Below are 26,733 nucleotides of genomic sequence, written 5' to 3' on the forward strand. Positions count from 1 at the left end.
GCGCGGCACGACCGGGCGGGTGCGCCGACGCGGGCGGCGCGCGGGCGTCAGCTGCCCTGCCTGCCCGACCCTGCGAGGCTGACAGCCGCGCCCAAGGGCTCACACTCGGCCGTATGCCTGCCTCGGTCCTCCGAGCGCCCCGGGCGCCCGGCGGTCGTACACCCGTCTCCGCCGCGTCCCGGCGAGCATGCCGGGCCCCTCACGCGTATGCCTCGCGCTCCTCGGGGCGATCGGGCTGGTTGGCCGCGAGGCGGTCACCGATGTCCCGTAGCCCCGCGAGGTCGTGGACGTCGCCGGGCAGTGCGGCCACTTCCGCCACGGCCACCTCGGGGTGGAGCGCGGTGAAACGGTCACGCGTGCGCTGCTCTCGGGAGAGCAACTGCATACGCTCGGCGTGCAGTCGCAGCAGACCCACGGCGAGGTGCTCGACGCTCCGGTCCTGGTCCGTGGCGGTGGGGGAGTCCGCGCCGGGGCCAGATGCTCCGGAAGAGGGCGATTCTGAACTGCCGTACGTGTCGGGAGCGTTACGAAGTCCAGCTTTCCCGCCCCGCTGATCCACAATGCGGGACTCGTCAAGATTTTCCGCGGCGGCGAGCGCCCGCTCGGCCGACAACTGGGCGGCGTCGCTGCCGTGGACCCGGTTGAGTACCAGGCCGGCCAGCGGCATGTCCTCGGCGGCCAGGCGCTCCACGAAGTACGCGGCCTCCCGCAGCGCGTCCCGCTCCGGGGCCGCCACCACCAGGAACGCAGTACCGGGCGCCTGAAGCAGCTTGTAGGTGGCGTCAGCGCGCGTGCGGAACCCGCCGAACATGGTGTCCATGGCGGCCACGAACGTCTGGACGTCCTTCAGGAGCTGACCACCGAGCAGCTTGCCCAGGGCGCCCGTCATCATCGACATGCCGACGTTCAGGAACTTCATCCCCGCGCGGCCGCCCATCTTCGCCGGGGCCATCAGCACCCGGATCAGCCTGCCGTCCAGGAAGGACCCGAGCCTCTTGGGGGCGTCCAGGAAATCCAGCGCCGAGCGGGAGGGCGGTGTGTCGACGACGATGAGGTCCCACTCGTCCCGCGCCCGCAGCTGCCCCAGCTTCTCCATCGCCATGTACTCCTGCGTGCCCGCGAAGCCCGCCGAGAGCGACTGGTAGAAGGGGTTGCCCAGGATGGCGGCCGCCCGCTCGCGGTCCGCGTGCGCCTCGACGATCTCGTCGAAGGTGCGCTTCATGTCGAGCATCATGGCGTGCAGTTCGCCGCCCGCGGCGTCGTCGATGCCCTTCACCCGCCGCGGGGTGTTGTCGAGAGCGTCGATGCCCATCGACTGGGCGAGCCGGCGGGCCGGGTCGATGGTGAGAACCACCACCTTGCGCCCGCGCTCGGCGGCGCGCAGTCCCAGGGCCGCCGCCGTGGTCGTCTTGCCTACGCCGCCGGAGCCGCAGCACACGACGATGCGGGTCTGCGGGTCGTCCAGGAGCGGGTCGATCTCCAGGACAGGTACCGGGTTCAACACGCGCGTGGAGCCCGTGTCGTGGGCGTACGGCGCGTCGTGGGCCGGATCGGCCGCCTCGGCGTGCCGGTGGGCCGTGTCGTCGCCGGTGTCGTCGTGCGTGGATGCCGTGTCGGCCTGGGTGGGGGCCTGGTCGTCGTGCGTGGGGGCCGGGTCCGAGCTCATGAGATCCCTTGCTGACGCAGTTCCGTGGCCAGTTCGTACAGGCCCGCCAGGTCCATTCCCTCGGCGAGCAGCGGCAGTTCGTGCAGGGGCAGGCCCAGCCGCGTGAGGACGCCACGCTGCTCGCGCTCCAGGCCGAACCGCTCCGCGTACTCGCCGGCCTGCCTCAGCAGCGGGTCCACCAGCCGCTCCGCGAGTCCGCCGCGCCGCGCGCCGCCGAGCCCGGCACCCGAGAGGGACTGGGCGATGGCCGTCCGCGGCACCGCGTGCGCGAGGTCGAGATCCGCCTGGTCCAGCACCGTGGGCCGCACCATGTTCACGATGATCCGGCCCACCGGAAGCTTCGCCGCGCGCAGTTCGGCGATCCCGTCCGCGGTCTCCTGGACGGGCATCTCCTCCAGGAGCGTCACCAGGTGCACGGCCGTCTCGGGCGACTTCAGCACCCGCATCACGGCCTGGGCCTGGTTGTGTATCGGGCCGATCTTGGCGAGGCCGGCCACCTCGTCGTTCACGTTCAAGAAGCGGGTGATGCGGCCGGTGGGAGGTGCGTCCATCACCACGTAGTCGTAGGCGAACCGGCCGCTCCTGTCCTTCCTGCGGACGGCCTCGCACGCCTTGCCGGTCAGGAGCACGTCCCTGAGGCCGGGCGCGATGGTGGTGGCGAAGTCGATCGCGCCGAGCTTCTTCAGGGCCCGTCCCGCGCCGCCCAGTTTGTAGAACATCTGGAGGTAGTCCAGCAGGGCCAGCTCGGGATCGATGGCGAGCGCGTACACCTCGCCGCCGCCCGGGGCGACGGCGATCTTCCGCTCCTCGTACGGAAGCGCCTCCGTCTCGAAGAGCTGTGCGATGCCCTGTCTGCCCTCGACCTCGACCAGAAGGGTGCGTTTGCCCTCGGTCGCGAGGGCGAGCGCGAGTGCCGCGGCGACCGTGGTCTTTCCGGTCCCGCCCTTACCGCTGACGACCTGGAGCCTGCTCACGTCCTCGAGCCTAACCAGTTCCCGCGCGGGCCACGCGGGAGGCTGTGGACAACCGTGGTTCCGGTCGGCCTCCCGCCCGGTCGCCTCCGCCGTCCCGGCGGGCCCGCGCGGCGGCGTTCCGCCCGGCTTTCCGCCAGGTCGTCGGCACTATGGTGGCCGACCGAGTGCCCCTTGGGCCACAGCGGCTACAGTCGGCCCCATGACCAAGTGGGAATACGTCACCGTGCCGCTGCTCGTCCACGCCACGAAGCAGATCCTGGACACCTGGGGCGAGGACGGCTGGGAGCTCGTCCAGGTCGTGCCCGGGCCGAACAACCCCGAGCAGCTGGTGGCCTACCTGAAGCGGGAGAAGCAGGCGTGAGCGCGGTCGAGTCCCGGATCGCCGCACTGGGCCTGACCCTGCCGGAGGTCGTGCCGCCGCTCGCCACCTACCAGCCCGCCGTGCAGTCGGGGCCGTACGTGTACACCTCCGGGCAGCTGCCGATGGTGGAGGGCAAGTTGCCGGTGACCGGCAAGGTGGGCGCCGAGGTCACCGCCGAGGAGGCCAAGGAACTGGCCCGGACGTGCGCGCTGAACGCTCTCGCGGCGGTCAAGTCCGTGACGGGCGACCTCGACCGCATCGCGCGCGTGGTGAAGGTCGTCGGTTTCGTGGCGTCGGCCTCCGACTTCACCGGCCAGCCCGGCGTCGTCAACGGCGCCAGTGAACTGCTCGGCGAGGTCCTCGGCGACAAGGGCGTGCACGCCCGCAGCGCGGTCGGCGTGGCGGTGCTCCCGCTGGACGCGCCGGTCGAGGTGGAGATCCAGGTGGAGCTGACGCAGGCGTGATCGACCCTCGCTGACCACGCGAGGGCGATGACGTCCCGGAAAGGCACGGACGACGTCCTTCGGCGGGCGATCGTTGCCTCTCGAACATCCGCTCACTACGGGATAGCCTCCGCCCATGGCGAATGGGCAGTGGTTTCCCCCGGAGTGGCCAGAGCGGATCCGCGCGCTCGCGGAGGGCACGCTCACCCCGGTCACCCCGAAGCGCGCGGCCACCGTCATGCTCCTCAGGGACGACGGTGGCGCACCCGCCGTCCACATGCTGCGCAGACGCGCCTCCATGGAGTTCGCCGGAGGCGCGTACGCCTACCCGGGCGGCGGTGTCGACCCGCGCGACCACGACCTGAGAATCGGCTGGGCGGGTCCCATGCGCGCGTGGTGGGCTCAGCGCCTCGGCGTCGACGAGACGTCCGCCCAGGCCATCGTCTGCGCCGCCGTACGGGAGACGTACGAGGAGGCGGGCGTGCTGCTCGCCGGCCCGGCCCCGGACACGGTCGTCGGCGACACCACGGGAGCGGACTGGGAGGCGGATCGCGCGGCCCTGGTCGCCCGCGAGGTGTCGTTCGCGGAGTTCCTCGAGCGCCGTGGGCTGGTCCTGCGCTCCGACCTGCTCGGCGCGTGGACCCGCTGGATCACCCCGGAGTTCGAGCCCCGCCGCTACGACACCTGGTTCTTCGTGGCCGCGCTCCCCGAGGGGCAGCGCACCCGCAACGCCTCCACGGAGGCCGACAGCACGGTGTGGATCCGCCCGGCCGAGGCGGCGGCCGCGTACGACAAGGGCGAGCTGCTGATGATGCCGCCCACCATCGCGACCCTGCGCCAGCTGATCGGCTGTGCGACGGCCGCCGAGGCGCTGAAGGCCGCGCCGGGCCGCGACCTGACCCCCGTCCTGGCCACGGCCCGCCTGGAGGACGGCCGGATCGAGCTGTCCTGGCCCGGCCACGACGAGTTCACCAAGCACATCCCGACGGGCCAGGCGCCCGCATGACCCACGCGACCCACGCGACGGAAGGTGGCCTGGCATGACGGACGCCGCAGCCCTCCCCGGCCGGCCGCGCGGCGCGGTCCTCTCCGGCCCGGCCACCGCGCGCGCGGTGAACGTCCTCGCGCCCAACGCGTCGGCGATGACCCTGGACGGCACCAACACCTGGATCGTCTCCGAGCCGGACCGCGAGCAGGCGGTGGTGATCGACCCCGGACCGCTCGACGAGGGCCACCTGCGCAATGTGATCGACACGGCCGAGAAGTCCGGGAAGCGGGTCGCGCTCACCCTGCTCACCCACGGCCATCCCGACCACGCGGAGGGCGCCGCCCGGTTCGCCGAGCTGACGGGCACGAAGGTACGCGCCCTGGACCCGGCGCTGCGCCTGGGCGAGGAGGGGCTGGGCCACGGGGACGTGATCACGGTCGGCGGCCTTGAACTCAGGGTCGTGCCGACGCCGGGCCACACCTCCGACTCCCTGTGCTTCCACCTCCCGGCCGACCGGGCGGTGCTGACGGGCGATACCGTGCTGGGCCGCGGTACGACGGTGGTGGCGCACCCCGACGGCCGCCTGGGGGACTATCTGGACTCCCTGCGCCGCCTCAGGTCGCTCACGGTCGACGACGGCGTCCACACGGTGCTCCCGGGCCACGGGCCGGTCCTGGAGGACGCCCAGGGCGCCGTGGAGTACTACCTCGCCCACCGCGCCCACCGCCTGGCTCAGGTCGAGACGGCGGTCGAGGACGGCCACCGCACCCCGGGCGAGGTCGTCGCCCATGTGTACGCGGACGTGGACCGCTCCCTGTGGCCGGCGGCGGAGCTGTCGGTACGGGCACAGCTGGACTACCTGAGGGAGCACGGGCTGATCTGAGCCCTGCCGCGGGGTGGCAGCCCTGATGGAGGCAACGACAACGGGCCCCGCCTCACCGGGAGGCGGGGCCCGGAGCCGTACGGCCGAGGCCGAGCGTCAGCGCGACCGCTTCGCCAGCCGCTCCACGTCCAGCAGGATCACGGCCCGCGCCTCCAGGCGGAGCCACCCGCGCTGGGCGAAGTCCGCCAGCGCCTTGTTCACGGTCTCGCGGGACGCGCCGACCAGCTGGGCCAGCTCCTCCTGCGTGAGGTCGTGCACGACGTGGATGCCCTCCTCGGACTGCACGCCGAAGCGCCGCGAGAGGTCCAGCAGGGCGCGGGCCACACGGCCCGGCACGTCCGAGAAGACCAGGTCGGACATCTGGTCGTTGGTCTTGCGCAGCCGCCGGGCGACCGCGCGCAGCAGCGCCGCGGCCACCTCGGGCCGCGCGTTCAGCCACGGCTGGAGGTCGCCGTGGCCCAGGCCCAGCAGCTTGACCTCGGTCAGCGCGGTGGCCGTCGCCGTACGCGGGCCCGGGTCGAACAGCGACAGCTCGCCGATCAGCTCACCGGGGCCGAGGACCGCCAGCATGTTCTCGCGGCCGTCGGGGGACGTGCGGTGGAGCTTGACCTTGCCTTCCATGACCACGTAAAGGCGGTCACCGGGGTCGCCCTCGTGGAACAGCGAGTCGCCGCGGGCGAGGGTCACCTCACTCATGGAGGCGCGGAGCTCCGCGGCCTGCTCGTCATCGAGCGCCGCGAAGAGCGGGGCGCGCCGCAGAACGTCGTCCACGAGTTCTCTCCTTGTCGACCTGCTCAGGGGATCTTGCTCCCCCGGATACCAGGGGACCGTGTTCCCCATTTTGCCGGACGGTCCAAACAGTGTGATCTGTCACAAGGATGCCGCACCGATGGGCCGGGGTACGCGGCAGGGGTCCAATTGGATGCTGGTCTTCCGGGTGCGGGGCGGATGTCGGTGCCTGGCCTTAGGCTGGCCGGGTGTCCAAATCGCCGGTGAGAGCACAGGCCAAGGGGGCTGGACGGGTGGTTGCGCGTCGCGATTCCGCTATGGGCGAACAGAGCTCCGGCGGCGGAAGGAGAACGGCAAAGACGGCGAAGACGGCGCCCGAGGAGGCACCGGAGCAGAGCCCTGCCGCGAGGACGGCCACCGGGAAGACCACGGCCGCGACCAAGAAGGCCGCTGCGGGGAAGAAGGCGGCTCTCGCCAAGAAGGCCGCTACGGCGAAGAAGGCGGCTCCCGCCAAGAAGACCACCCCGGCGAAGCAGACGGCCACGAAGACGGCCCCCGCGAAGACGGCCCCCGCGAAGAGGGCCCCGGCCAAGAGGGCCCCCAGGAAGCCCGCCCACGCCGAGGTCGTCGTAGCCGACGGCACCGTCGCCGTCAAGGACACACCCGCGAAGACCGTGTCCGCCAAGCCCCCCACGAGCGAGTCGCGCACCGCCCTCGTCCGCCGTGCCCGCCGTATCGACCGCGAGCTCGCCGAGGTGTACCCGTACGCCCATCCGGAGCTCGACTTCGAGAACCCCTTCCAGCTCATCGTCGCGACGGTCCTGTCCGCGCAGACCACCGACCTCCGGGTGAACCAGACCACCCCCGGGCTCTTCGCCAAGTACCCGACCCCGGAGGACCTCGCGGCGGCCGATCCGGAGGAGGTCGAGGAGATCCTGCGCCCGACCGGGTTCTTCCGGGCCAAGACCAAGTCGGTGATAGGGCTCTCCAAGGCCCTGGTGGAGCAGTTCGGCGGTGAGGTCCCCGACCGCCTCGAAGACCTCGTCAAACTGCCCGGTGTCGGTCGCAAGACCGCGTTCGTGGTGCTGGGCAACGCCTTCGGCCGCCCCGGCATCACCGTCGACACGCACTTCCAGCGGCTGGTGCGCCGCTGGAAGTGGACCGACGAGACCGACCCCGACAAGATCGAGGCGGCCGTCGGCGCGCTCTTCCCGAAGGGTGACTGGACCGACCTGTCCCACCACGTGATCTGGCACGGCCGCCGTATCTGCCACGCCCGCAAGCCGTCCTGCGGCGCCTGCCCGATCGCCCCCCTCTGCCCGGCCTACGGCGAGGGCGAGACCGACCCGGAGAAGGCGAGGAGGCTGCTGAAGTACGAGAAGGGCGGCTTCCCCGGCCAGCGGCTCAAGCCCCCGCAGGCGTACCTGGACGCGGGCGGAAAGCCGGCCCCGCCGCTGGGCGCCGGATGACGGCCGTGCGCGGTGCGGCACGCCACCCGGGGGAGGGACGTGTCGCGGCGGGCCGCGGGGCGCGACACCCACACGAGGGATGCGCGGAACGATCCGTGGTACCGCGGGCGTTGGGATCGGCAGGACGGGGATGGCGATGACACACGTGAGCGACACGGGCCACAGACACGACACGGACGGCGGCCGGCTGCGGCTGAGCACGGAGGGCCTGCCGGACTGGCTCGACCCGGTCGTAAAGGCCGCACGGACCGTCGAGCCCCTCCAGCTCAGCCGTTTCCTGCCGCCGGAGAACGGCGCGGGGCGCCAGTCGGCCGTGCTGATCCTGTTCGGCGAGGGCGAGCGCGGCCCCGAGCTGCTGCTGATGGAGCGTGCCGGTTCGCTGCGCTCGCACGCCGGGCAGCCCTCGTTCCCCGGTGGCGCCCTCGACCCGGAGGACGGCGACCCGAAGGGTGAGGGACCGCTGCGTGCGGCCCTGCGCGAGGCGGAGGAGGAGACCGGGCTCGACCCGGCCGGCGTGCAGCTCTTCGGCGTGCTCCCCAAGCTCTACATCCCGGTCAGCGGCTTCGTCGTGACACCGGTCCTCGGCTGGTGGCGCGAGCCGAGCCCGGTGGGCGTCGTCGATCCGAACGAGACGGCGCGGGTGTTCACCGTGCCCGTGGCGGATCTCACGGACCCGGCCAACAGAGCCACCACGGTCCACCCCAGCGGCCACCGAGGTCCGGCATTCCTGGTCGAATCCGCCCTCGTCTGGGGCTTCACGGCCGGTGTCATCGACCGCCTGCTGCACTACGCCGGCTGGGAGCGCCCCTGGGACCGCGACAAGCAGGTCCCGCTCGACTGGCGCGCATGACAAGGTGACCCCCGTGCTGTGTTCTCCCGGGCAGCGCGTGCCGCCATGCCGCCGCGTGGTGAGCCGTGTCCCCGGCCGGACGACGGCGAGCGGAACGTGACGAGGCGAGGCGAGGCTTGAAGCAGTGAACGTGCTGGACATCCTGTTGCTGGTCGCCGCCGTCTGGTTCGCGGTCGTCGGCTACCGGCAGGGCTTCGTCGTCGGCATCCTGTCGGTGATCGGCTTCCTGGGCGGCGGTCTCGTCGCGGTCTATCTGCTGCCGTTCCTGTGGGACCGGGCGACGGGCGACCAGAAGGTGAGCACGACCGTCGCCGTGGTCGCCGTCGTCGTGGTGATCGTCTGCGCCTCCGTCGGCCAGGCCCTGACCACCCACCTCGGCAACAAACTGCGCAGACACATCACCTGGTCCCCGGCGCGCGCCCTGGACGCCACGGGCGGCGCCCTCGTCAACGTGGTGGCGATGCTCCTGGTCGCCTGGCTGATCGGCTCCGCCCTGGCCGGTACGACGCTGCCGACGCTCGGCCGCGAGGTCCGCGGCTCGAAGGTGCTCCTCGGCGTCTCCCGCGCCCTGCCCGCCCAGGCGGACACCTGGTTCGCGGACTTCTCCTCGGTCCTCGCGCAGAACGGCTTCCCCCAGGTCTTCAGCCCATTCGCGAACGAACCCATCAACGAGGTCCAGCCGCCCGACCCGTCCCTCGCCAGGAGCGCGGTCGCCGTGCGCGCGCAGCGCTCCATCGTGAAGGTGATGGGCACGGCGCAGAGCTGTGGCAAGGTCCTCGAAGGCACCGGTTTCGTCTTCGGCGACCGCCGTGTGATGACCAACGCGCACGTGGTGGGCGGCGTTGACGAGCCCACCGTCCAGATAGGCGGCGAGGGACGGAAGTACGACGCGAAGGTCGTCCTGTACGACTGGCGGCGCGACATCGCGGTACTGGACGTGCCCGACCTGGACGCCCCGGCGCTGAAGTTCGCGTCCACCGACGCGACCGGAGGCAGCGGCGCGATCGTCGCGGGCTTCCCGGAGAACGGGTCGTACAACGTCCAGCCCGCGCGCGTCCGCGGCCGCATAACGGCCAACGGCCCCGACATCTACCACCGCGGCACGGTGCGCCGCGATGTGTACTCGCTGTATGCGACCGTCCGCCAGGGCAACTCCGGCGGCCCGCTGCTCACCCCCGACGGCAGGGTCTACGGGGTGGTGTTCGCGAAGTCCCTGGACGACGCCAACACGGGGTACGCGCTGACGGCGGACGAGGTCCGTCAGGACATCGCCCAGGGGCGTGCGGCGAATCAGCAGGTGGACAGCGACAACTGCGCCCTGTGATGCCCGGCGGGCCGGGAGCGGCCGTTGACGCGCGCCGGTTCAGCCGCGCGGGTGGCGCAGACGGACCGAGACCCAGCGGGCCCGGCGGCGCAGAATGCGGGGGATCCCCACCTGGGTGTCCGTGCCCGCCAGTTGCGGGGTGCCCCTCTGGTGGGAGCCCGGCGCGGTGGCCGAGCGGCGGTTGCGTGCTACGTCACTGTAGTCGTGCGTCCAGCCCATACCCGGACGTCTGCCCCCGCCCCAAGGTCGATAACCGCATCCGGGCCGTCCAATTGGCCTATGCGTCGGGCATGTGGCCGTTCGTGGAACAGGGGTTCTCGTCCGGATAGCGGGCGGATGTGCGGGCTCACCGGCCGAGTCCGTGCGAGTTCGGGCCGACAGGCCGATTCCGGATGGCTGGGCGGCGGATCAGCGGTCGGGTTCGGGGTCCTTCAGCCAGTTGATCAGCTCCGCGGAGAACGCGCCGGGGTCCTCCTCGTGCGGGAAGTGCCCGAGACCGTCGAACAGCCGCCAGCGGTACGGGGCCTCGACGTACTCGCCGGACCCGGCCGCGCTCCTGGTCCGCATCACCGGGTCCAGCGAGCCGTGCAGATGCAGGGTCGGGACCCGTACGGGCCGCTTCATACGGCGGTTGAACTGGATGCCGTCGGGCCGGGCCAGGGAGCGCACCATCCACCGGTACGGCTCGATCGAGCAGTGCGCCGTCGACGGGATGAGCATGGCGCGCCGGTACACCTCCACGGCCTCGTCGTCCGGCAGCCGCGGTCCCGACCAGTCCCGGATGAGCTGCCCCACCAGGGCGGCACCGTCGGCGGTGAGCCGGCGCTCGGGGATCCAGGGCCGCTGGAGTCCCCAGATGTGGGAACTCGCGGACGACTGCTTGACGTCGCCGAGCATCGCCGAGCGCCAGCGCCGTGGATGCGGCATCGAGGCGACCGCGAGCCGCCGTACGAGCTTGGGACGCATGGCGGCCGCCGTCCAGGCCAGGTAGCCGCCCAGGTCGTGGCCGACGAGCGCGGCGTCGGGCTCGCCCAGGGACCGTACGACCCCGGTGATGTCGAGCGCCAGGTTCGCGGGGTCGTAACCGCGCGGCGTACGGTCGCTGCCGCCCACCCCGCGCAGGTCCATCGCCACGGCCCTGAAGCCCGCGTCGGCCAGCGCCACCAGCTGGTGCCGCCAGGTCCACCAGAACTGGGGGAAGCCGTGCAGCAGCAGGACCAGCGGTCCGTCGCCCAGTTCGGCGATGTGGAAACGCGCGCCATTGGCTGCCACGTCCCGGTGTGTCACCTTCCTCGCGCCGGGGACGTCAAGTCGTACGACCGAGGGGGATTGCGCCGAAGGGGTGGCGGGGTCCGTCATGAGGACGAGCGTGCCACAGGCTCGACCGCCTTGTCGGCCTGCTGGGGCTCACGCGGGTGCGGTTTGGCGTTCTGCAGGACGCCCGCGGTCTGCTTCACCGACGCGGCGACCTTCTGCGGGCCCTTGCTCTTCTTCGCCTTCTTTGCGAACACCAGGCCGATGAGCCCGAGCAGGCCGGCGACCACCACGTTCGCGGCGAAGGAGAGCAGGAAGCAGACGGCCAGGTTCCAGCCGCTCCACGTCCGGATGCCGTACGCCAGCGCGAAGTTCAGCATCGGCAGCGAGAACAGCAGTACCGCGCCCGCGGCCGAGAACGCGCCGCCGCTCATCGCGCCGCGCTTGACGTCCCGCTTGAGCTGGGCCTTGGCCAGCGCGATCTCGTCGTGCACCAGTGCGGACAATTCGGTCGTCGCCGAGGCGAACAGCTGGCCGATGCTGCGTTCGGCGCCGACCGGGCTGCCGTCGGGTGCGCTCATCGCGATCTCCCTGCTCTCTGCGTACGGGCTCCGCGGACGCTGCGGAGTGTGGTGATGTGTCAGATCATGCCGGACGCTCGTTCTGCTCGCTTGCCCTGCCCGCCACTTCCGCAAGCGTGCCGTCAGCGCCCGCGGCAGGCGGACCGGCGTCCGTGCCGCGCCCGGCCGACTTCAGCGCCGCGAGCCTGCGGTGCTCGGCGGCCTTGCGCTCGTGGATCTCGGCCATGCGCAGGTGGTACCCCGGGTCGTCCTCCGCGTAGACGTCCGGGATGCCGTCCAGGTCGTCGTCGCGGTCCTCCTCCGCGCACAGGGCGCGGTACTTGGCGTTGCGTATCTTCAGCAGCACGGTCGCCCAGGCGGCCGCGATCAGCGATCCGATGAGGACGGCGGCCTTCACCTCGTCGCCGAGCGCCGGATCGCCGTCGAAGGCCAGTTCGCCGATCAGCAGTGAGACGGTGAAGCCGATACCGGCCAGGGTGGCGACCGCGAACACGTCGGCCCAGGCGAGGCCCTCGCTCAGCGAGGCCCGGGTGAAGCGGACCGTCAGCCACGTACCTCCGAAGATGCCGACCGCCTTGCCGACGACGAGGCCGAGCACGACGCCGAGCGTCTCCGGCCGGGTGAACACGTTCGCGAGCGCCCCGCCCGAGACCGCGACGCCCGCGCTGAAGAGGGCGAACAGCGGCACCGCGAGTCCCGCCGACAGCGGGCGTACGAGGTGTTCGATGTGCTCCCCGGGGGAGCGTTCCTCACCCTCCCGCCGGTGGCACCGCAACATCAGGCCCATGGCCACACCGGCGATGGTGGCGTGGATGCCGCTGTGGTGCATCAGTCCCCAGACGACCAGCGCCAGCGGCACGTACACGTACCAGCCGCGCACTCCCGTGCGCAGCAGCACCCAGAACACTGCGAGGCCCACGGCGGCGCCGCCGAGGGCCGCGAAGTCCAGGTGGTCCGTGAAGAAGACAGCGATGATCAGGATGGCGAACAGGTCGTCGACGACGGCCAGGGTGAGCAGGAAGGCGCGCAGGGCGGAGGGCAGGGAGGTGCCGATGACCGCGAGGACCGCCAGCGCGAAGGCGATGTCGGTGGCGGTGGGGACGGCCCAGCCGGTGAGGGATCCGCCGCCGGCCACGTTGGTCAGGGCGTAGACGAGCGCGGGCGCGGCCATGCCGCACACCGCAGCGACGACTGGCAGGACGGCGGCGCGGGGATCGCGCAGATCGCCCGCGACCAGCTCCCGTTTGAGTTCGATCCCGGCGACGAAGAAGAAGATCGCGAGGAGACCGTCCGCGGCCCAGTGCTGCACGGACAGGTTCAGGCCGAGAGAGGCGGGGCCGAGGTGGAAGTGGCCGACGCTCTCGTAGCTGCTGTGGAGGCCGGGTATGTTCGCCCACACCAGGGCGATCACCGCGGCGAGCAGGAGCAGCACGCCGCCGACGGTCTCGGTGCGCAGCGCGTCCGCGACGAAGGTGCGCTCGGGCAGGGACAGGCGTCCGAGAAAGGTGCGGGTGCGGGGCGCAGCCACGGTGAGGACCTCCGGATCGGTACGGCGGGCGGACGGCCTCAGGGAACGTGAGGACCGCTTGCCGACCAGACTTCCCGGCACACCTTGAATGGACCATTTTACCTGATCATTGCACTTGAATGGTCCGGGACGGGTGTGGGGATCTGCGGGAGGCGTGAAAAACGGGGCGCCCGGCCGGACTGCCGGGCGCCCCGTCGAGGCCGGGAGCCTCAGTCCTCGCTCGGTGCCGCCGGGAGCTTGGCCTGGATGAGGTCCATGACCGTGGAGTCGGTCAGCGTGGTGACGTCGCCGAGCTGGCGGTTCTCGGCGACATCGCGCAGCAGGCGCCGCATGATCTTGCCGGAGCGCGTCTTCGGCAGCTCCGCCACCGGCAGGATCCGCTTGGGCTTGGCGATCGGGCCGAGCGTGGTGCCCACGTGGTTGCGCAGCTCCGCCACCAGGTCCTCGGTCTCCGCGGCCGTGCCGCGCAGGATCACGAAGGCGACGATCGCCTGGCCCGTCGTCTCGTCCGCCGCGCCGACGACGGCCGCCTCGGCGACCGACGGGTGCGAGACGAGGGCCGACTCCACCTCGGTGGTGGAGATGTTGTGGCCGGACACCAGCATCACGTCGTCCACGCGGCCGAGCAGCCAGATGTCGCCGTCGTCGTCCTTCTTGGCGCCGTCACCGGCGAAGTACTTGCCCTCGAACCGCGACCAGTAGGTGTCGATGAAGCGCTGGTCGTCACCCCAGATGGTGCGCAGCATCGACGGCCACGGCTCGGTGAGCACCAGGTAGCCGCCGCCTGAGTTCGGCACCTCGTTCGCCTCGTCGTCGACGACGGTCGCCGAGATGCCGGGCAGCGGCCGCTGCGCGGAGCCCGGCTTGGCCTCGGTCACACCGGGCAGCGGGGAGATCATGATGCCGCCCGTCTCGGTCTGCCACCAGGTGTCCACGACCGGCGTCCGGTCCCCGCCGATGTGCTTGCGGTACCAGACCCACGCCTCGGGGTTGATCGGCTCACCGACGGAACCCAGCACCCTGAGGGAGGACAGGTCGAACTTCGCGGGGATGTCGTCGCCCCACTTCATGAACGTGCGGATCGCGGTGGGCGCCGTGTACAGGATGGTGACCCCGTACTTCTGCACGATCTCCCAGAAGCGTCCCTGGTGCGGGGTGTCGGGCGTGCCCTCGTACATGACCTGGGTCGCGCCGTTGGCCAGCGGGCCGTAGACGATGTACGAGTGCCCGGTGACCCAGCCGACGTCCGCCGTGCACCAGTACACGTCGGTCTCGGGCTTGAGGTCGAAGACGGCGTGGTGGGTGTACGCCACCTGGGTGAGGTAACCGCCGGAGGTGTGCAGGATGCCCTTCGGCTTACCCGTCGTACCGGACGTGTACAGGATGAACAGCGGGTGCTCCGCCTCGAAGGCCTCGGGCGTGTGTTCGGTGGACTGCCGGTCCACGAGCTCGTGCCACCAGACGTCCCGGCCCTCGCTCCAGGCGACCTCCTGACCCGTACGGCGCACCACGAGCACATGCTCGACGTTGTCCACGCGCGCGATGGCGTCGTCGACGGCCGGCTTGAGCGCGGACGGCTTGCCGCGCCGGTAGCCGCCGTCGGCGGTGATGACGACCCGCGCGTCGGCGTCCTGGATGCGGGTGGCGAGCGCGTCCGCCGAGAAGCCGCCGAAGACGACGGAGTGGGCGGCGCCGATGCGGGCGCAGGCCAGCATCGCGATCGCGGTCTCGGGGATCATCGGCATGTAGACGGCGACCCGGTCGCCCTTGCGGACACCCAGCTCGAGGAGGGCGTTCGCGGCCTTGGAGACCTCGTCCTTGAGCTCCGCGTAGGTGATCGAGCGGCTGTCGCCGGGCTCGCCCTCGAAATGGATGGCGACGCGGTCGCCAAGACCCGCCTCGACGTGCCGGTCGACGCAGTTGTACGCGACGTTGAGTGTGCCGTCCTTGAACCACTTGGCGAACGGCGGGTTCGACCAGTCCAGTGTCTCGGAAGGTTCCTTGGCCCAGGTCAGCCGGCGGGCCTGCTCGGCCCAGAAGCCGAGCCTGTCAGCCTTGGCCTGTTCGTACGCCTCCGCCGTGACGTTGGCGTTCGCGGCCAGGTCGGCGGGGGGCGCGAACCTGCGCTCTTCCTTGAGCAGGTTGGCCAGGCTTTCGTTGCTCACGACATCTCCCTTTCCCAGGGTGTCCGTTGTGTCCCAGGCCACAGCTCACCAGACCGGAGGGCCCGGTGACAAGGGCCGACCGAAAAATGGTTTAGACCTGTCGCGTCCGCGGCCGGACGTTCTGCCCGAGGTCACGTGCGGGCCGCCCGCCCGGTTCACATGGGGGGCTCGTTCGGCGACACATCTCACACTCGCCGGAGGGCGGCCGGAAGCCCCAGGAGGTATCCGGGGGCTGGGGAGATCCAGGGGATCGGGAGGGATCGGGAGGGATCGGGAGGGACCGGAGCAGGCGTCGTCACGGTGGAGCGCGGTGGTGCGGTGGTGCGCGGTGGTGCGGTGGTGCGCGGTGGTGCGGTGGTGCGCGGTGGTGCGGTGGTGCGGTGGTGCGCGGCGCGGGCCGGTCCGCGCCGCGCACCATGCCGTGTCACACCGGGTGGCGCAAGTCCCCGGCCTCCCCCACTCGGCTGAAGACGTCGTCGCCGCCCTCGGACGGGGCCAGCAGATACGCCTGGGCCTCGCCCACGTGGAAGTACATCCCGTGCAGTTCCAGCGCGCCCGAGCCGAGCGCCCGGGCCACGGACTCGTGCGCACGCAGATGCTCCAACTGCTGCACCACATTGGTCAGGCACAGCTGTTCGGCCGTGTCGGTCGGCTCACGCCCGGTGATCCGGGCCCACGGCCGCTCGTCGTCGGCCATCCGCTCCAGGCTGGGCAGACCGTGCCGCAGCCACCGCCTCAGCGGGGTCTGGGCGCCCCCTGCGTCCGAGGTGAGCAGGGCCTGCATCGCGCCGCAACCGGAGTGCCCGCACACCGTGATGGAGCGCACCTTGAGCACGTCCACCGCGTACTCGATGGCGGCCGCCACCGAATCGTCTCCGCTCTCCGCGCCGGGCAGCGGCACCAGGTTGCCGACATTGCGGACGACGAAGAGGTCGCCGGGCCCGCTGGAGGTGATCATCGAGGTGACGAGCCGGGAATCGGCGCAGGTCAGGAACAGCTGCGACGGCCGCTGCCCCTCACGCGCGAGACGGGCCAGCTCCCCGCGGACCAGCGGGGCGGTGTTCTGCTGGAAGGCGCTGATGCCGTGCGCGAGTTGCCGCCCGCTCGGTCCGGGGGTCTCGCCCGGTGCCTCCGGGCCCTCGTCCGAAGGCGCGGTCGGTGGGCGTTCGCACTGGTGGTTGCGCCACGGTGTCCAGGGCCGGCACCGGCATGCCGCCGGCCCGGCGGGCTCCGCGCCCGAGTCGGCCCGGGCCGAGTTCAGCGAGGGCACCGCGACGGGGGAGCCGTCCCGGCCGGTCAGGGCGACCGTGCCGCCCCGCGCGCGGTGGGTGCGCTGCCAGTCCTGCAGCGACTCGTGCGCAGCGTGGTCCATGAACGACCCGTCCAGCTCCACGACGGCCTCCGCCCCGGCGGGCACCAGGTGCAGTGCCCGGCTGAGCCGGGGAACCGCGAGGAACGTCAACTGGCCTCGTACCCGTACGTGATGGACTCCCTTCCGCTGCTCATGGGTGATACGGGTGCGGGTGAGGCGGTGCAGGGCGACGGCGACGGCCGCTGCCACGCCCAGCGCCACGCCCTGGAGGACGCCCAGGAGGACGACGCCGAGTGTGGTGACGGCGTACACCAGCACCTCTCGGTGGCGGGTGACCGTGCGGATGTGGTTCAGGGACACCATCTGGATGCCGACGGCCATCACCAGTGCGGCGAGCGAGGCGAGGGGGATCAGCTCGAGCGCCGGGACCATCAGGAGCGCGGCCACCACCACCCAAACGCCGTGCAGCATCGTGGAGTTCCGGCTGACGGCGCCGGAGTTGACGTTCGCCGTACTTCTCACGGCGACGCCCGCGATCGGCAGTCCGCCGAGCGCTCCGGAAACGATGTTCGCGGCGCCCTGTCCGAGCAGTTCGCGGTCCAGGTCGGAGCGGCCGAGGTGCGGATGGCGCCGGGCCGCCAGCTTGTCCACGGCGACGGCGCCGAGCAGGGACTGCACGCTGCACACCAGCGTGATGGTGAGGACGGCGGCGGCGATGCCGAGCGCCGGGCCCTCGGGCAGCCCGGCCAGTGCGTGGCTGCCCCAGGACGGCAGGTCGACCCTGGGCAGGGTCAGCCCGGCGAGCGAGGCGGTCGCGGTGGCGCCGGCCACGGCGACGAGCGGGGCCGGGACCCGGCGCAGCAGGTGCCCGGTCCGTCCGGGAAGCCGTGGCCAGGCCAGGAGCAGGGCCAGGGTCAGCACACTCGCCGACACGGCCGCCGGGTGCAGGTGCGCCAACTGGGCGGGCAGCGCCCGGAGGTTGTCGAGGACGGCGCTCTGCGGAGTGCCGCCGAGCACGATGTGCAACTGGGCAACGGCGATGGTGGCGCCGATGCCGGCGAGCATGCCGTGCACGATGGCGGGGCTCACCGCGAGCGCGGTGCGTGCCACGCGCAGGCAGCCGAGGCCCAGTTGGGCGAGGCCGGCGAGCACGGTGACGGCGCATGTCGTACGCCATCCGTAGCGGTGGATGAGGTCGGCGGTGACCACGGTGAGGCCGGCGGCGGGGCCGCTGACCTGGAGCGGGCAGCCCCCGAACCGGCCGGCGACGATTCCGCCGACGGCCGCGGCGACGAGGCCGGCCTGGAGCGGGGCGCCGGTGGCGAGAGCGATGCCCAGGGACAGGGGGAGGGCGATCAGGAAGACGGCGAGGGAGGCGGACAGATCGGCGCCCGCGACGCGGAAGCGTCGAGGCGGGGTGGGTGGGGGACTGTGGGGCGGGTGTACGCGCTTCGTCCGAGTCGAGTCGGCGGCGCGGGCTGGGATGCAGGCGGGCATGGTCCCGTCTCCTCCGGTGTGGCGCGGTCGCGGATCTGGTGGCCCCGGCGGGGGCCAGGGGTCGGGCGCGGCCGTGGGTCACGGCGTAAGCGGCGGGATGTCTCACTGCTTCGGTAAATGAATCGTAATGGACAGTAAAGGAAAGGTATCTGATATGGGGGCAAACGGGGCATTAAATCACCCAGAAGGGTGAATCCGACTATTTCATCGGCTTGTCATACAAATTCCTTCGGTGGTCCATGTGACCTTGATTCGGCCGCGCGGGAGCACAGGGTTTGTTTGTGTCAGCCGCGTCGCACCACACCTGATCAGCGTGGCCCGACCGAAGGAAGAAGGTGGGTGGAAGATGACCGCCACCCGGAGAACCGCCATTCCGAGAACCGCCACCCCGAGAACCGGAACACCCTTCCGCAGGACCTCCACAGGCGTCGCCCTGGCCGCCGTCTGCGCCACCGCGCTCGCCGGCTGTTCCCTCGGACCGGCCCGTTCAGAGCCGGGAACGCGGAAGGGGCCCGGCCCAGGTGCCGGGCCTCCGGGCAGCGCGGTCCGCCTGATCGGCGACGGCTCCACCGCCTACACGGGCGCCCAGCCGCATCTGCCGAGACCCGAGCGGCTGAAGCCCGGCCGGAAGCCCACGCAGTTCGTGGTCTTCTCGTGGGACGGGGCCGGTGAGGACAGCCAGAAGCTCTTCTCGCACTTCCGCAAGGTCGCCAGGGCCAACAACGCGACGATGACGTTCTTCCTGAGCGGTGTGTACCTGCTGCCCGAGGAGAAACGCGACCTGTACCGCCCGCCCCAGCACTCGCCGGGCCGCTCGGACATCGGCTTCAACGACGAGAAGGGAATCAAGGACACCGTCGAGCAGCTGCGGCTGGCGTGGCTCGAGGGCAACGAGATCGGCACCCACTTCAACGGCCACTTCTGCGGCCCCGAGGGCGGGGTCGGTCAGTGGTCGGTGGAGGAGTGGAAGGACGAGATCGCCCAGGCCAAGGCGTTCGTGAAGTCCTGGAGGACCAACTCCGGTCTGAAGCAGGAGCCTTCGCTGCCCTTCGACTACGACAAGGAGCTCATCGGTGGCCGCACCCCGTGTCTGGAGGGGCAGCAGAACTTCATGAAGGCGGCCCGGGAGCTGGGCTTCCGCTACGACACCTCCGGCGTCGACGAGCAGGTCTGGCCGAAGAAGAAGGAAGGGCTGTGGGACCTGTCGATGCAGCTCGTGCCGTTTCCGGAACACACCTACGAGCAGCTGACCATGGACTACAACTTCATGGTCAACCAGTCGGGCACCCAGACCCAGGGCGACCCCGACAAGTTCGAGGAGTGGGGCGACCAGATGCGGGACGGCCTCTACCAGGGCTTCCGGCGTGCGTACGACGGAAACCGCGCGCCCCTGGTCATCGGCAACCACTTCGAGTCCTGGAACGGCGGCACCTACATGCGTGCCGTCCAGGAGGTCGTCGAGCACGTCTGCAACGAGCCCGAGGTGCGCTGCGTCTCGTTCCGCCAACTCGTCGACTGGCTGGACGCACAGGACCCGCAGGTCCTGGAGAAACTACGCACCCTGAAGGTGGGGCAGGCCCCGGCCGAGGGCTGGGAGAGTTTCCTGGCCTCGTCACCGGCCCCGGCACCGAGGGGGGTGCCGGGGGCACCGCCGGCCAAGCGGTAGACGGGGCGGCCGTCGCTCACACCGCGGCCGTCAGGGCCTCGCTGAGTACGAAGCCCGGGTCGATCTGGGCCGCAAGGTCCGCACCCGTGCGCTCGTTTCCCCACCTGGTGGCGTTCTTCCGGTGGAAGTGCACCATCTGGCGTGTGTACCGCTCCCAGTCGCGCAGCTCGTACGTCGCGTCGGCGGCCGCCTGGAGCACGCGGAGGGAGTGGCGGTTCGCGTCCTCCAAGGACTCGAACCGGGGCGGGCGGCCCTTCTCCATGGACCGTACCCAGTCCGAGTGGCCGACCGTCACGAGCAGGTCGTCACCCACATGGGCGCGGAGGAAGTCGATGTCGTCCCGGCCCTGCACCTTGTTGCCGACGACCCTCAGGATGACCCCGTAGTCCCGCGCGTACTCCTTGTACTGGCGGTAGACGGAGACCCCCTTCCGGGTCGGCTCGGCGACCAGGAAGGTCATGTCGAAGCGGGTGAACATGCCGGAGGCGAAGGAGTCCGAGCCCGCCGTCATGTCGACCACCACGTACTCGTCGCGGCCGTCCACCAGGTGGTTCAGGCACAGCTCCACCGCTCCCGTCTTGGAGTGGTAGCAGGCGACTCCCAGGTCGGCGTCCGTGAAGGGGCCGGTGACCATCAGACGGACGGTGGCGCCGTCGAGATCCACCGGACGCGCGCAGGCGTCGTAGACCGGGTTGTCCTCCCGCACCCGAAGCAGCTGCGACCCTTCCCCGGGTGGAGTGGTCTTGATCATCGTCTCGGGGGAGGCGATCCGCGGATTGGTGCCACGCAGATAGTCCTTGATCAGCGGCAGTCGCTCGCCCATGGCCGGCAGCGCCGCGGCCTCGTCCTCGTCGAGCCCGAGCGCGGACCCGAGATGCTGGTTGATGTCCGCGTCGATGGCGATGACGGGTGCACCGGCGCCGGCGAGATGGCGGACGAACAGGGAGGACAGCGTCGTCTTGCCGCTGCCGCCCTTCCCGACGAAAGCAATTTTCATATTCACGAAGAGTAGCGTCGTCGTAGCTGTGCGTGGCATGCCTGTGGAAAGAAGACCACCCCTTCGAAGGAGGGGCCCGGGGTGCGTAGGGTCGTACCCATGAGTACGACAGGTGCGTCCGCCGACCCGCTGACGGCCCTCGCGGCCCTGCCCGGGGTCGCCGAGTCCGTGGAGTCCGTGCGCAAGGCCGTGGACCGGGTCTACGGGCACCGGATCATGCGGCGCCGCAGCAACGAGATCACCTCCGAGGCGGCGCTGCGTGGCGCGCGCGGCTCGGCCGCGCTGTCCGGCGCCGACTGGGCCCTGGAGGAGGTGCGGCGGCGTGCCGACTTCAGCGGTGACGACGGCGCCCGTACGGTGGGCGCCGCGCTGCGGCTGACCGCGGAGGCGGGGCAGTTGCTGTCCATCTGGCGGCAGTCACCCCTGCGGGTGCTCGCGCGGCTGCACCTGGTGGCGGCGGCGGATCCCGACCCGCGTGTGGGGCGTCCCCGGCAGGACGGCGAAGGCGTCGAAGAGCCGCTCGTCGAGCTGCCGCTGCCGGACCCGGCCGAGCTCTCCGGCCGTCTCGAGGGGCTGTCGGAGCTGATCGTCGCGGGCAGCTCCGCGCCCGCCCTGGTGACCGCCGCCGTGGTGCACGGTGAACTGCTCGCCCTGCGCCCCTTCGTGTCCCACAACGGCCTCGTCGCCCGCGCGGCGCAGCGCATCGTCCTGGTGGGGAGCGGACTCGACCCCAAGGCGATCTGCCCGGCGGAGGTGGGCCACGCGGAACTGGGCCGGGCCGGCTACGTCGCCGCCCTGGAAGGCTATGTGTCGGGCACCCCGGAGGGCATGGCGGCCTGGATCGCCCACTGCGCGAAGGCGGTGGAGCTCGGCGTCCGCGAGTCGACGGCGGTCTGCGAGGCGCTGCAGCGCGGGGCCGCCTAGGGATGGGAGAAGGCCCCCTCGGGGGCCTTTCGCAATGGTTGCGGCGGTACGAAGTCTCGTACCGCCGCTGGCATGTTCACCGAGTTACCAAGCGTCCTCGATGGTCGCCCATCAGGTCGGGAACTTTGCCCGTCACCTGGTGCGGCTGGCCCGTAATCGACGGGTCGACGTCGCGTGGGTGCCCGGTGTTCATGCTCGGCCCGTGGGGCCAATTGCGTTTAAAAGGTGATCCTTTCGGATGTCCTTTGGTCTCGCGGGCCGTTAACCCCTTTGTACTCCAGGGCACGGACAAGCGGAAGCCCTTGATGCAGTTCTTTACTTTTAGGTTCAAAGAGGTGCGATTCGGGCGTGACTGTGCTTCTCTGGGGCGTCCGGAGGCTCACACGAGGGGTGTGCGGCGCCGGCTCGCGTACCAGACGAGTCCTGCGGTGGCCGCCGCCGCGCCTATCGCCGCCATCGCGAGGAGCGCGGGGCGTGGCGGTACCGACAGCCGCTGCTTCAGTCGCACCGGGCGGTGGAAGTCGAGAATCGGCCATCCCCGTGCGAGTGCCTCGCGGCGCAGCGCCCGGTCGGGATTCACGGCGTGCGGATGGCCGACGGCCTCCAGCATCGGCAGATCGGTGATCGAGTCGCTGTACGCGTAGCAGCGCGCCAGGTCGTACCCCTCCGACTCCGAGAGTTCCCTGACGGCCTCCGCCTTCGTCGGCCCGTAGGCGTAGTACTCCACCTCGCCCGTGAAGCAGCCGTCGTCGCCCACCACCATCCGGGTCGCCACCACCCGGTCCGCGCCGAGCAGTTCGCCGATCGGCTCGACGACCTCGGCTCCCGACGTGGACACGATCACCACGTCGCGCCCGGTGCCGTGGTGCTCCTCGATGAGGGAGGCGGCCTCGTCGTAGATGATCGGATCGATCAGGTCGTGGAGCGTCTCGGCGACGATCTCCTTCACCTGCCGGACGTTCCAGCCGCGGCACAGCGCGGACAGGTACTCCCGCATCCGTTCCATCTGGTCGTGGTCGGCGCCGCCGACCAGGAAGACGAACTGGGCATATGCGGTACGCAACGCCGCCCTGCGGTTGATCAGTCCCCCTTGGTAGAAGGACTTGCCGAAGGTGAGAGTGCTCGACTTCGCAATGACCGTCTTGTCCAGGTCAAAGAAGGCCGCTGTGCGGGGCAAGGAGTGGTTTTCCACGGGCCTGAGCATAGGGGCCCACCATTCGGCGTAAGGTGGGGCGTGTGGGTTTGCCTGAGAGGGCTCTCGGGTACACCATGGAAGTCACGGATCGTTCGCGACCGTGCTAACCCGGTCCGACTCCTCCCCCCCGAGTCGGCCGTGGGGACGACCCCCGCTCTCCCCCCCGGCGGGGGTCGTCGCATGTCCGGGTGGGTTTTTCTGTTTTTCGACGCGATTCCGCGGCCCTGTGGCGGCGCTGCGAGCGCGATGGAGCACGTCCGCGACCTGTGACCCTGTGTAGTCATGGCGCTGCTCTGCGGATGCCGCCGAGCCCTCACCGGTATGGGTGAAGGCGATATTCACAACCGCTGAGTTGTCCACAGTTATCGACCAAGATCCACACGATTTCCGGGATCGCTGCACCTTGATTCCAGCGCGTCCGGCCGACGGCGAGTTCCCGCCGGTTCACGGCAAGCCAGTTCATGGCCCGTGCACGGCCGGTTCCGTTTGTCGGGCGTGTATGGCCGGTTCGTATCGGCCGGACATATGGAGGCCGGTTGCCGGTTCTCCATCCGGGCTGGGAAGCGCGGGCCGGACAGGCCTGCGGACGCGCCCGAAGGAAGCAGCGAAGGGGGCTGGAAACCGTGGCGGGAGCCATCACACACGACGGACCGGCCGCCGCCGAGGGGCGGCGGAGCGGACCGCTGATCGTCACCGAGGACGCCGAGCTCCTCGACGACCTGCTGCGCCTGTGCGCGGCCGCGGGCGCCAGAGCGGAGGTGCACCCCGCAGTGCCCGAGCAGCGGGGCGGCTGGGATGCGGCACCCCTGGTCCTGGTCGGCGACGACGCGGCGCGCCGGGTGCGCGGGGCCGTACGCAGACGGGGAGTGGTGCTGGTCGGCCGGGATCAGGACGATCCCGGAGTCTGGCGGCGCGCCGTCGAAATCGGCGCCGACCACGTCCTGCTGCTGCCGGACGGCGAGCAGTGGCTGGTGGACCGCATCGCCGACGTGTCCGAGGGGGTCGGCCGGCCCGCTCTCACCGTCGGTGTGATCGGCGGGCGTGGCGGGGCCGGCGCCTCCACGCTCGCCTGCGCCCTCGCCGTCACCTCCGCGCGTGAGGGCAGGCGCACCCTGCTCGTGGACGCGGATCCGCTGGGCGGCGGACTCGATGTACTCCTCGGCGGGGAGACCACGGAGGGCCTGCGCTGGCCGGCGTTCGCCGCCTCCCGGGGGCGGGTGGGAAGCGGCGCCCTGGAGGAGTCCCTGCCCCAGGTGCACGCGCTGCGGGTGCTGAGCTGGGACCGCGGTGACACCGTGGCCGTCCCGCCCCAGGCGGTCCGCGCGGTCCTCGCCGCGGCGCGGCGGCGCGGCGGCGCTGTCGTCGTCGATCTCCCGCGCCGTGTCGACGAGGGGGTCGCCGAGGTTCTCGCGCAGCTGGACGTCGGGATCCTGGTCGTCCCCGGAGAACTGCGGGGGATGGCGGCCGCGCGGCGGGTGGCGTCCGCGGTCGGCATGGTCCTCGGTGACCTGCGGATCGCGGTACGGGGGCCGTACACGCCCGGGCTGGACGACCGGGAGGTGGCGCGACTGCTGGGGCTGCCGCTGGTCGGCGAGGTGCCGTACGAGACATCGCCGGCGGACGGTTCGTCACCGCCCGGGGGAGCGGCGCGGGGGTCGCTCGCCCGGTTCTGCTCGGCCTTCTGGGAGCGTGCGCTGGCCGAGGCGGGTGACCCCGTATGAGCACGGGCTGGGGCCTGACGGCGAGTACAGCGGGGCCGGGTGCCGGGGCGGACGTGGGGCCCGGCGGCGCGGTCGGGCCCGACGAGCGCTCGCGGCTGCTGGACGGAGTGCGGCAGTGGCTGGCCGAGAGCGGGGCCGAGCCGACCCCCGCGCGCGTGGCGCAGGCGCTGCGGGAGCAGGGGAGGGTGCTCGGGGACGCGGAAGTGCTGGGCGCGGCCCGGCAGTTGCGGTCCGAACTGGTCGGCAGCGGCCCTCTGGAACCGTTGCTCGCCGACCCGTCCGTGACCGACGTCCTGGTGTCCGCGCCGGACCGGGTGTGGGTGGACCGGGGCGCCGGACTGGAGCTGACGGAGGTGTCCTTCCCGGACGCCGCGGCCGTACGGCGCCTCGCGCAGCGGCTGGCGGCCGTGGCCGGGCGGCGGCTCGACGACGCCCGGCCGTGGGTCGACGCCCGCCTGCCGGACGGCACCCGTCTGCACGCGGTGCTGCCGCCGGTCGCGGTCGGCTCGACATGCCTGTCCCTGCGGGTCGTACGGCCCCGGGCGTTCACCCTCGACGAACTCGTGGCGGCGGGAACGGTGCCGCCGGGCGGGGACCGGGTGCTGCGGGCGCTGATCGCCTCCCGGCTCTCCTATGTGATCAGTGGCGGGACCGGTTCGGGCAAGACCACGCTTCTGAGCGCGCTCCTGGGCGTGGTGGGGCCGACCGAGCGGATCGTGCTCGCCGAGGACTCGGCTGAGCTGCGCCCCGACCACCCGCATGTGGTGCGTCTGGAGGGGCGGCCCGCGAACCAGGAGGGCGTGGGACTTGTCGAGCTCCAGGACCTGGTGCGGCAGGCACTGCGCATGAGACCCGACCGGCTCGTCGTCGGTGAGGTGCGCGGGCCCGAGGTGGTGTCCCTGCTCGCCGCGCTGAACACGGGCCACGAAGGCGGCTGCGGCACGCTCCACGCGAACGCGGCGGCCCAGGTGCCCGCCCGGCTGGAGGCGCTCGGCACGGCGGCGGGACTGGACCGGGCCGCGCTGCACAGCCAGCTCGCGGCGGCGTTGTCGGCGGTCCTCCACCTCGTGCGCGACCGGACCGGGCGGCGCCGGATCGCCGAGGTGCATGTGCTGGAGCGGGACGCGTCGGGGCTCGTGGTGACGGTGCCCGCCCTGCGGTGGGGCCCGGAGGCCTTCACGCGCGAGCGGGGGTGGGAGCGGTTGCGGGAGCTGCTCCGGGACGGAAGCGAGGGGAGTAGTGAGGTGGAGGTGCTGTGAGCGGGATCGGTCGGATGGCAGCCGGTGGGGCGGGACTCGCTCAGATGACGGCCGGCGGTGCGACGGGTCTCGGTCATCTGGCGGTCGGCGCGGGCCTGGTGTGTGCCGGGGCGGCGGCCTGGACGGTGAGCGGCTCGAACACGGCGGCCCGCCGCGCCCGGTCGCTGTTCGCCGGCGGTGGCGCCACGACGCGGGGCGGTCCACCGCTCTGGGAGCGGTTCGTGCTCCGGGTGCGGCGGTTGCCCGTGGAGTGGTGGTCGGTGGCCGTGGGCGCGGTGGTCGCGGTGCTCGGGACGTCTCTGCTGCCCCTGGTGGCCGGAGCCGCCGGCGTGCCGGCGTTGCGCCGGGTGCGGCGGACGCGGGAGGCGGGGCAGGCACGGGAAGCGCGTGGCGAGGGGGTGATCGCGCTGTGCGGAGCGCTCGCCGGGGAGGTGCGCGCGGGACGTCAGCCGGGCGAGGCACTGCTGCGGGCGGCTCGTGACTCGGGCGGGCTCGGCGAGGCCCAGGCGGCGGTGCTGGCGGCTGCGCGGTTCGGCGGCGACGTCCCGGGCGCGCTCGCGGACGCGGCACGACAGCCGGGGGCCGACGGGTTGTCGGGGCTCGCCGCGTGCTGGCGGGTGGCCGTGGACCGGGGTGCGGGACTGGCGGCCGGGCTTGACCGGCTGGAGGCGGCGCTGCGTGCGGAGCGCGACCAGCGCGCCGATCTGCGGGCGCAATTGGCGGGCGCCCGGTCGACGGCGGTCCTGCTCGCCGGGCTGCCGGTCCTCGGACTGCTGCTCGGCACCGCGCTCGGCGCACGGCCGCTGCACGTGCTGCTGCACACCGGGGCGGGGCTGGCGTGTCTGGTGGCCGGTGGAGTGCTGGAGGGGCCGGGCTGTGGTGGGCGCTGCGGATCGTTCGCGGAGCGGAGGCGGCGTGAGCGAGGGCGTTGTCCACAGGCTGGGGAT

General features: G+C 71.8%; 22 protein-coding genes and 1 pseudogene. 12 read left to right on the forward strand and 11 right to left on the reverse strand.

Going from position 1 to position 26,733, the window contains the following annotated elements; genetic code table 11:
* Nucleotides 1-199 precede the first annotated feature (199 nt).
* Both C3488_RS04315 and C3488_RS04320 read right to left on the reverse strand, forming a co-directional pair.
* Nucleotides 200-1,666 (reverse strand): ArsA family ATPase, encoded by a 1,467-nt coding sequence (locus C3488_RS04315; RefSeq protein ID WP_258053286.1) that lies wholly within the window; start codon nt 1,664-1,666, stop codon nt 200-202.
* A complete protein-coding gene (locus C3488_RS04320; protein WP_103837939.1) occupies nt 1,663-2,640 on the reverse strand; it encodes an ArsA-related P-loop ATPase in 978 nt (325 codons plus the stop codon). The genes C3488_RS04315 and C3488_RS04320 overlap by 4 nt, the downstream gene beginning before the upstream one ends.
* 199 nt (nt 2,641-2,839) lie before the next feature.
* Between C3488_RS04320 and C3488_RS04325 the strand changes: the two genes are divergently transcribed.
* The 4 genes from C3488_RS04325 to C3488_RS04340 all read left to right on the forward strand — a co-directional run bounded on the left by C3488_RS04325 (nt 2,840) and on the right by C3488_RS04340 (nt 5,315).
* Nucleotides 2,840-3,001 (forward strand): DUF4177 domain-containing protein, encoded by a 162-nt coding sequence (locus C3488_RS04325; RefSeq protein ID WP_003981536.1) that lies wholly within the window; start codon nt 2,840-2,842, stop codon nt 2,999-3,001.
* Nucleotides 2,998-3,465: a RidA family protein gene (locus tag C3488_RS04330; RefSeq protein WP_103837940.1), complete on the forward strand. Its 468-nt coding sequence runs from the start codon at nt 2,998-3,000 to the stop codon at nt 3,463-3,465. Before C3488_RS04325 ends, C3488_RS04330 begins: the two co-directional genes overlap by 4 nt.
* 115 nt (nt 3,466-3,580) lie before the next feature.
* Entirely contained in the window at nt 3,581-4,450 is an 870-nt protein-coding gene (locus C3488_RS04335; RefSeq protein WP_103837941.1) for an NUDIX domain-containing protein, read from the forward strand.
* A gap of 34 nt (nt 4,451-4,484) precedes the next feature.
* A complete protein-coding gene (locus C3488_RS04340) occupies nt 4,485-5,315 on the forward strand; it encodes an MBL fold metallo-hydrolase (protein WP_103837942.1) in 831 nt (276 codons plus the stop codon).
* Between the two features lie 96 nt (nt 5,316-5,411).
* Here C3488_RS04340 and C3488_RS04345 read toward each other — a convergent pair whose 3' ends face one another.
* Complete coding sequence (locus C3488_RS04345; RefSeq protein WP_103837943.1) at nt 5,412-6,086, reverse strand: Crp/Fnr family transcriptional regulator; 675 nt, start codon at nt 6,084-6,086, stop codon at nt 5,412-5,414.
* 275 nt (nt 6,087-6,361) lie between these two features.
* Here C3488_RS04345 and nth point away from each other — a divergent pair, with 275 nt between their 5' ends.
* The 3 genes from nth (at nt 6,362) to C3488_RS04360 (ending at nt 9,687) form a co-directional block, all read left to right on the forward strand.
* A complete protein-coding gene (gene nth, locus C3488_RS04350) occupies nt 6,362-7,513 on the forward strand; it encodes an endonuclease III (RefSeq protein ID WP_103837944.1) in 1,152 nt (383 codons plus the stop codon).
* 130 nt (nt 7,514-7,643) lie between these two features.
* Complete coding sequence (locus tag C3488_RS04355) at nt 7,644-8,363, forward strand: CoA pyrophosphatase (RefSeq protein WP_181138870.1); 720 nt, start codon at nt 7,644-7,646, stop codon at nt 8,361-8,363.
* A gap of 124 nt (nt 8,364-8,487) precedes the next feature.
* A complete protein-coding gene (locus tag C3488_RS04360) occupies nt 8,488-9,687 on the forward strand; it encodes a MarP family serine protease (RefSeq protein ID WP_103837945.1) in 1,200 nt (399 codons plus the stop codon).
* A 39-nt stretch (nt 9,688-9,726) separates the two neighbouring features.
* Here C3488_RS04360 and C3488_RS04365 read toward each other — a convergent pair whose 3' ends face one another.
* The 6 genes from C3488_RS04365 to C3488_RS04395 all read right to left on the reverse strand — a co-directional run bounded on the left by C3488_RS04365 (nt 9,727) and on the right by C3488_RS04395 (nt 18,024).
* Nucleotides 9,727-9,906 carry a hypothetical protein gene (locus tag C3488_RS04365; RefSeq protein WP_103837946.1) on the reverse strand — a complete coding sequence of 60 codons (180 nt, stop codon included), beginning with the start codon at nt 9,904-9,906 and terminating at the stop codon, nt 9,727-9,729.
* 189 nt (nt 9,907-10,095) lie between these two features.
* Entirely contained in the window at nt 10,096-11,046 is a 951-nt protein-coding gene (locus C3488_RS04370) for an alpha/beta fold hydrolase (protein WP_103837947.1), read from the reverse strand.
* Complete coding sequence (locus C3488_RS04375; protein ID WP_103837948.1) at nt 11,043-11,522, reverse strand: phage holin family protein; 480 nt, start codon at nt 11,520-11,522, stop codon at nt 11,043-11,045. Before C3488_RS04375 ends, C3488_RS04370 begins: the two co-directional genes overlap by 4 nt.
* A gap of 64 nt (nt 11,523-11,586) precedes the next feature.
* On the reverse strand, nt 11,587-13,050 hold the full coding sequence (gene nhaA / locus C3488_RS04380; protein WP_103837972.1) for a Na+/H+ antiporter NhaA: 1,464 nt from the start codon (nt 13,048-13,050) through the stop codon (nt 11,587-11,589).
* 209 nt (nt 13,051-13,259) lie between these two features.
* Nucleotides 13,260-15,215: an acetate--CoA ligase gene (gene acs, locus C3488_RS04385; RefSeq protein ID WP_103837949.1), complete on the reverse strand. Its 1,956-nt coding sequence runs from the start codon at nt 15,213-15,215 to the stop codon at nt 13,260-13,262.
* A 424-nt stretch (nt 15,216-15,639) separates the two neighbouring features.
* Nucleotides 15,640-18,024: a SulP family inorganic anion transporter gene (locus C3488_RS04395; RefSeq protein ID WP_103837951.1), complete on the reverse strand. Its 2,385-nt coding sequence runs from the start codon at nt 18,022-18,024 to the stop codon at nt 15,640-15,642.
* 346 nt (nt 18,025-18,370) lie between these two features.
* Here C3488_RS04395 and C3488_RS04400 point away from each other — a divergent pair, with 346 nt between their 5' ends.
* A complete protein-coding gene (locus tag C3488_RS04400; protein WP_258053288.1) occupies nt 18,371-19,690 on the forward strand; it encodes a hypothetical protein in 1,320 nt (439 codons plus the stop codon).
* A 16-nt stretch (nt 19,691-19,706) separates the two neighbouring features.
* Here the strand turns inward: C3488_RS04400 and C3488_RS04405 are convergent, their stop codons facing one another.
* Nucleotides 19,707-20,687: an ATP-binding protein gene (locus C3488_RS04405; protein ID WP_103837952.1), complete on the reverse strand. Its 981-nt coding sequence runs from the start codon at nt 20,685-20,687 to the stop codon at nt 19,707-19,709.
* A 99-nt stretch (nt 20,688-20,786) separates the two neighbouring features.
* Between C3488_RS04405 and C3488_RS04410 the strand changes: the two genes are divergently transcribed.
* Nucleotides 20,787-21,611: a Fic family protein gene (locus tag C3488_RS04410; RefSeq protein WP_103837953.1), complete on the forward strand. Its 825-nt coding sequence runs from the start codon at nt 20,787-20,789 to the stop codon at nt 21,609-21,611.
* A gap of 379 nt (nt 21,612-21,990) precedes the next feature.
* On the opposite strand, the gene C3488_RS04415 is transcribed toward C3488_RS04410, so the two are convergent.
* Nucleotides 21,991-22,815: an HAD family phosphatase gene (locus tag C3488_RS04415; RefSeq protein WP_103837954.1), complete on the reverse strand. Its 825-nt coding sequence runs from the start codon at nt 22,813-22,815 to the stop codon at nt 21,991-21,993.
* A 614-nt stretch (nt 22,816-23,429) separates the two neighbouring features.
* On the opposite strand from C3488_RS04415, the gene ssd reads away from it, so the two are divergent.
* From ssd to C3488_RS04430, 3 genes and pseudogenes are all read left to right on the forward strand, one after another.
* On the forward strand, nt 23,430-24,527 hold the full coding sequence (ssd, locus tag C3488_RS04420; protein WP_103837955.1) for a septum site-determining protein Ssd: 1,098 nt from the start codon (nt 23,430-23,432) through the stop codon (nt 24,525-24,527).
* A complete protein-coding gene (locus C3488_RS04425; protein WP_374955396.1) occupies nt 24,524-25,786 on the forward strand; it encodes a TadA family conjugal transfer-associated ATPase in 1,263 nt (420 codons plus the stop codon). Before ssd ends, C3488_RS04425 begins: the two co-directional genes overlap by 4 nt.
* A gap of 44 nt (nt 25,787-25,830) precedes the next feature.
* Nucleotides 25,831-26,705 (forward strand): annotated as a pseudogene (locus tag C3488_RS04430) (type II secretion system F family protein).
* Nucleotides 26,706-26,733: the final 28 nt, after the last annotated feature.

The organism is Streptomyces sp. Ru72 (genome assembly GCF_002920635.1).
Taxonomy (GTDB): domain Bacteria; phylum Actinomycetota; class Actinomycetes; order Streptomycetales; family Streptomycetaceae; genus Streptomyces.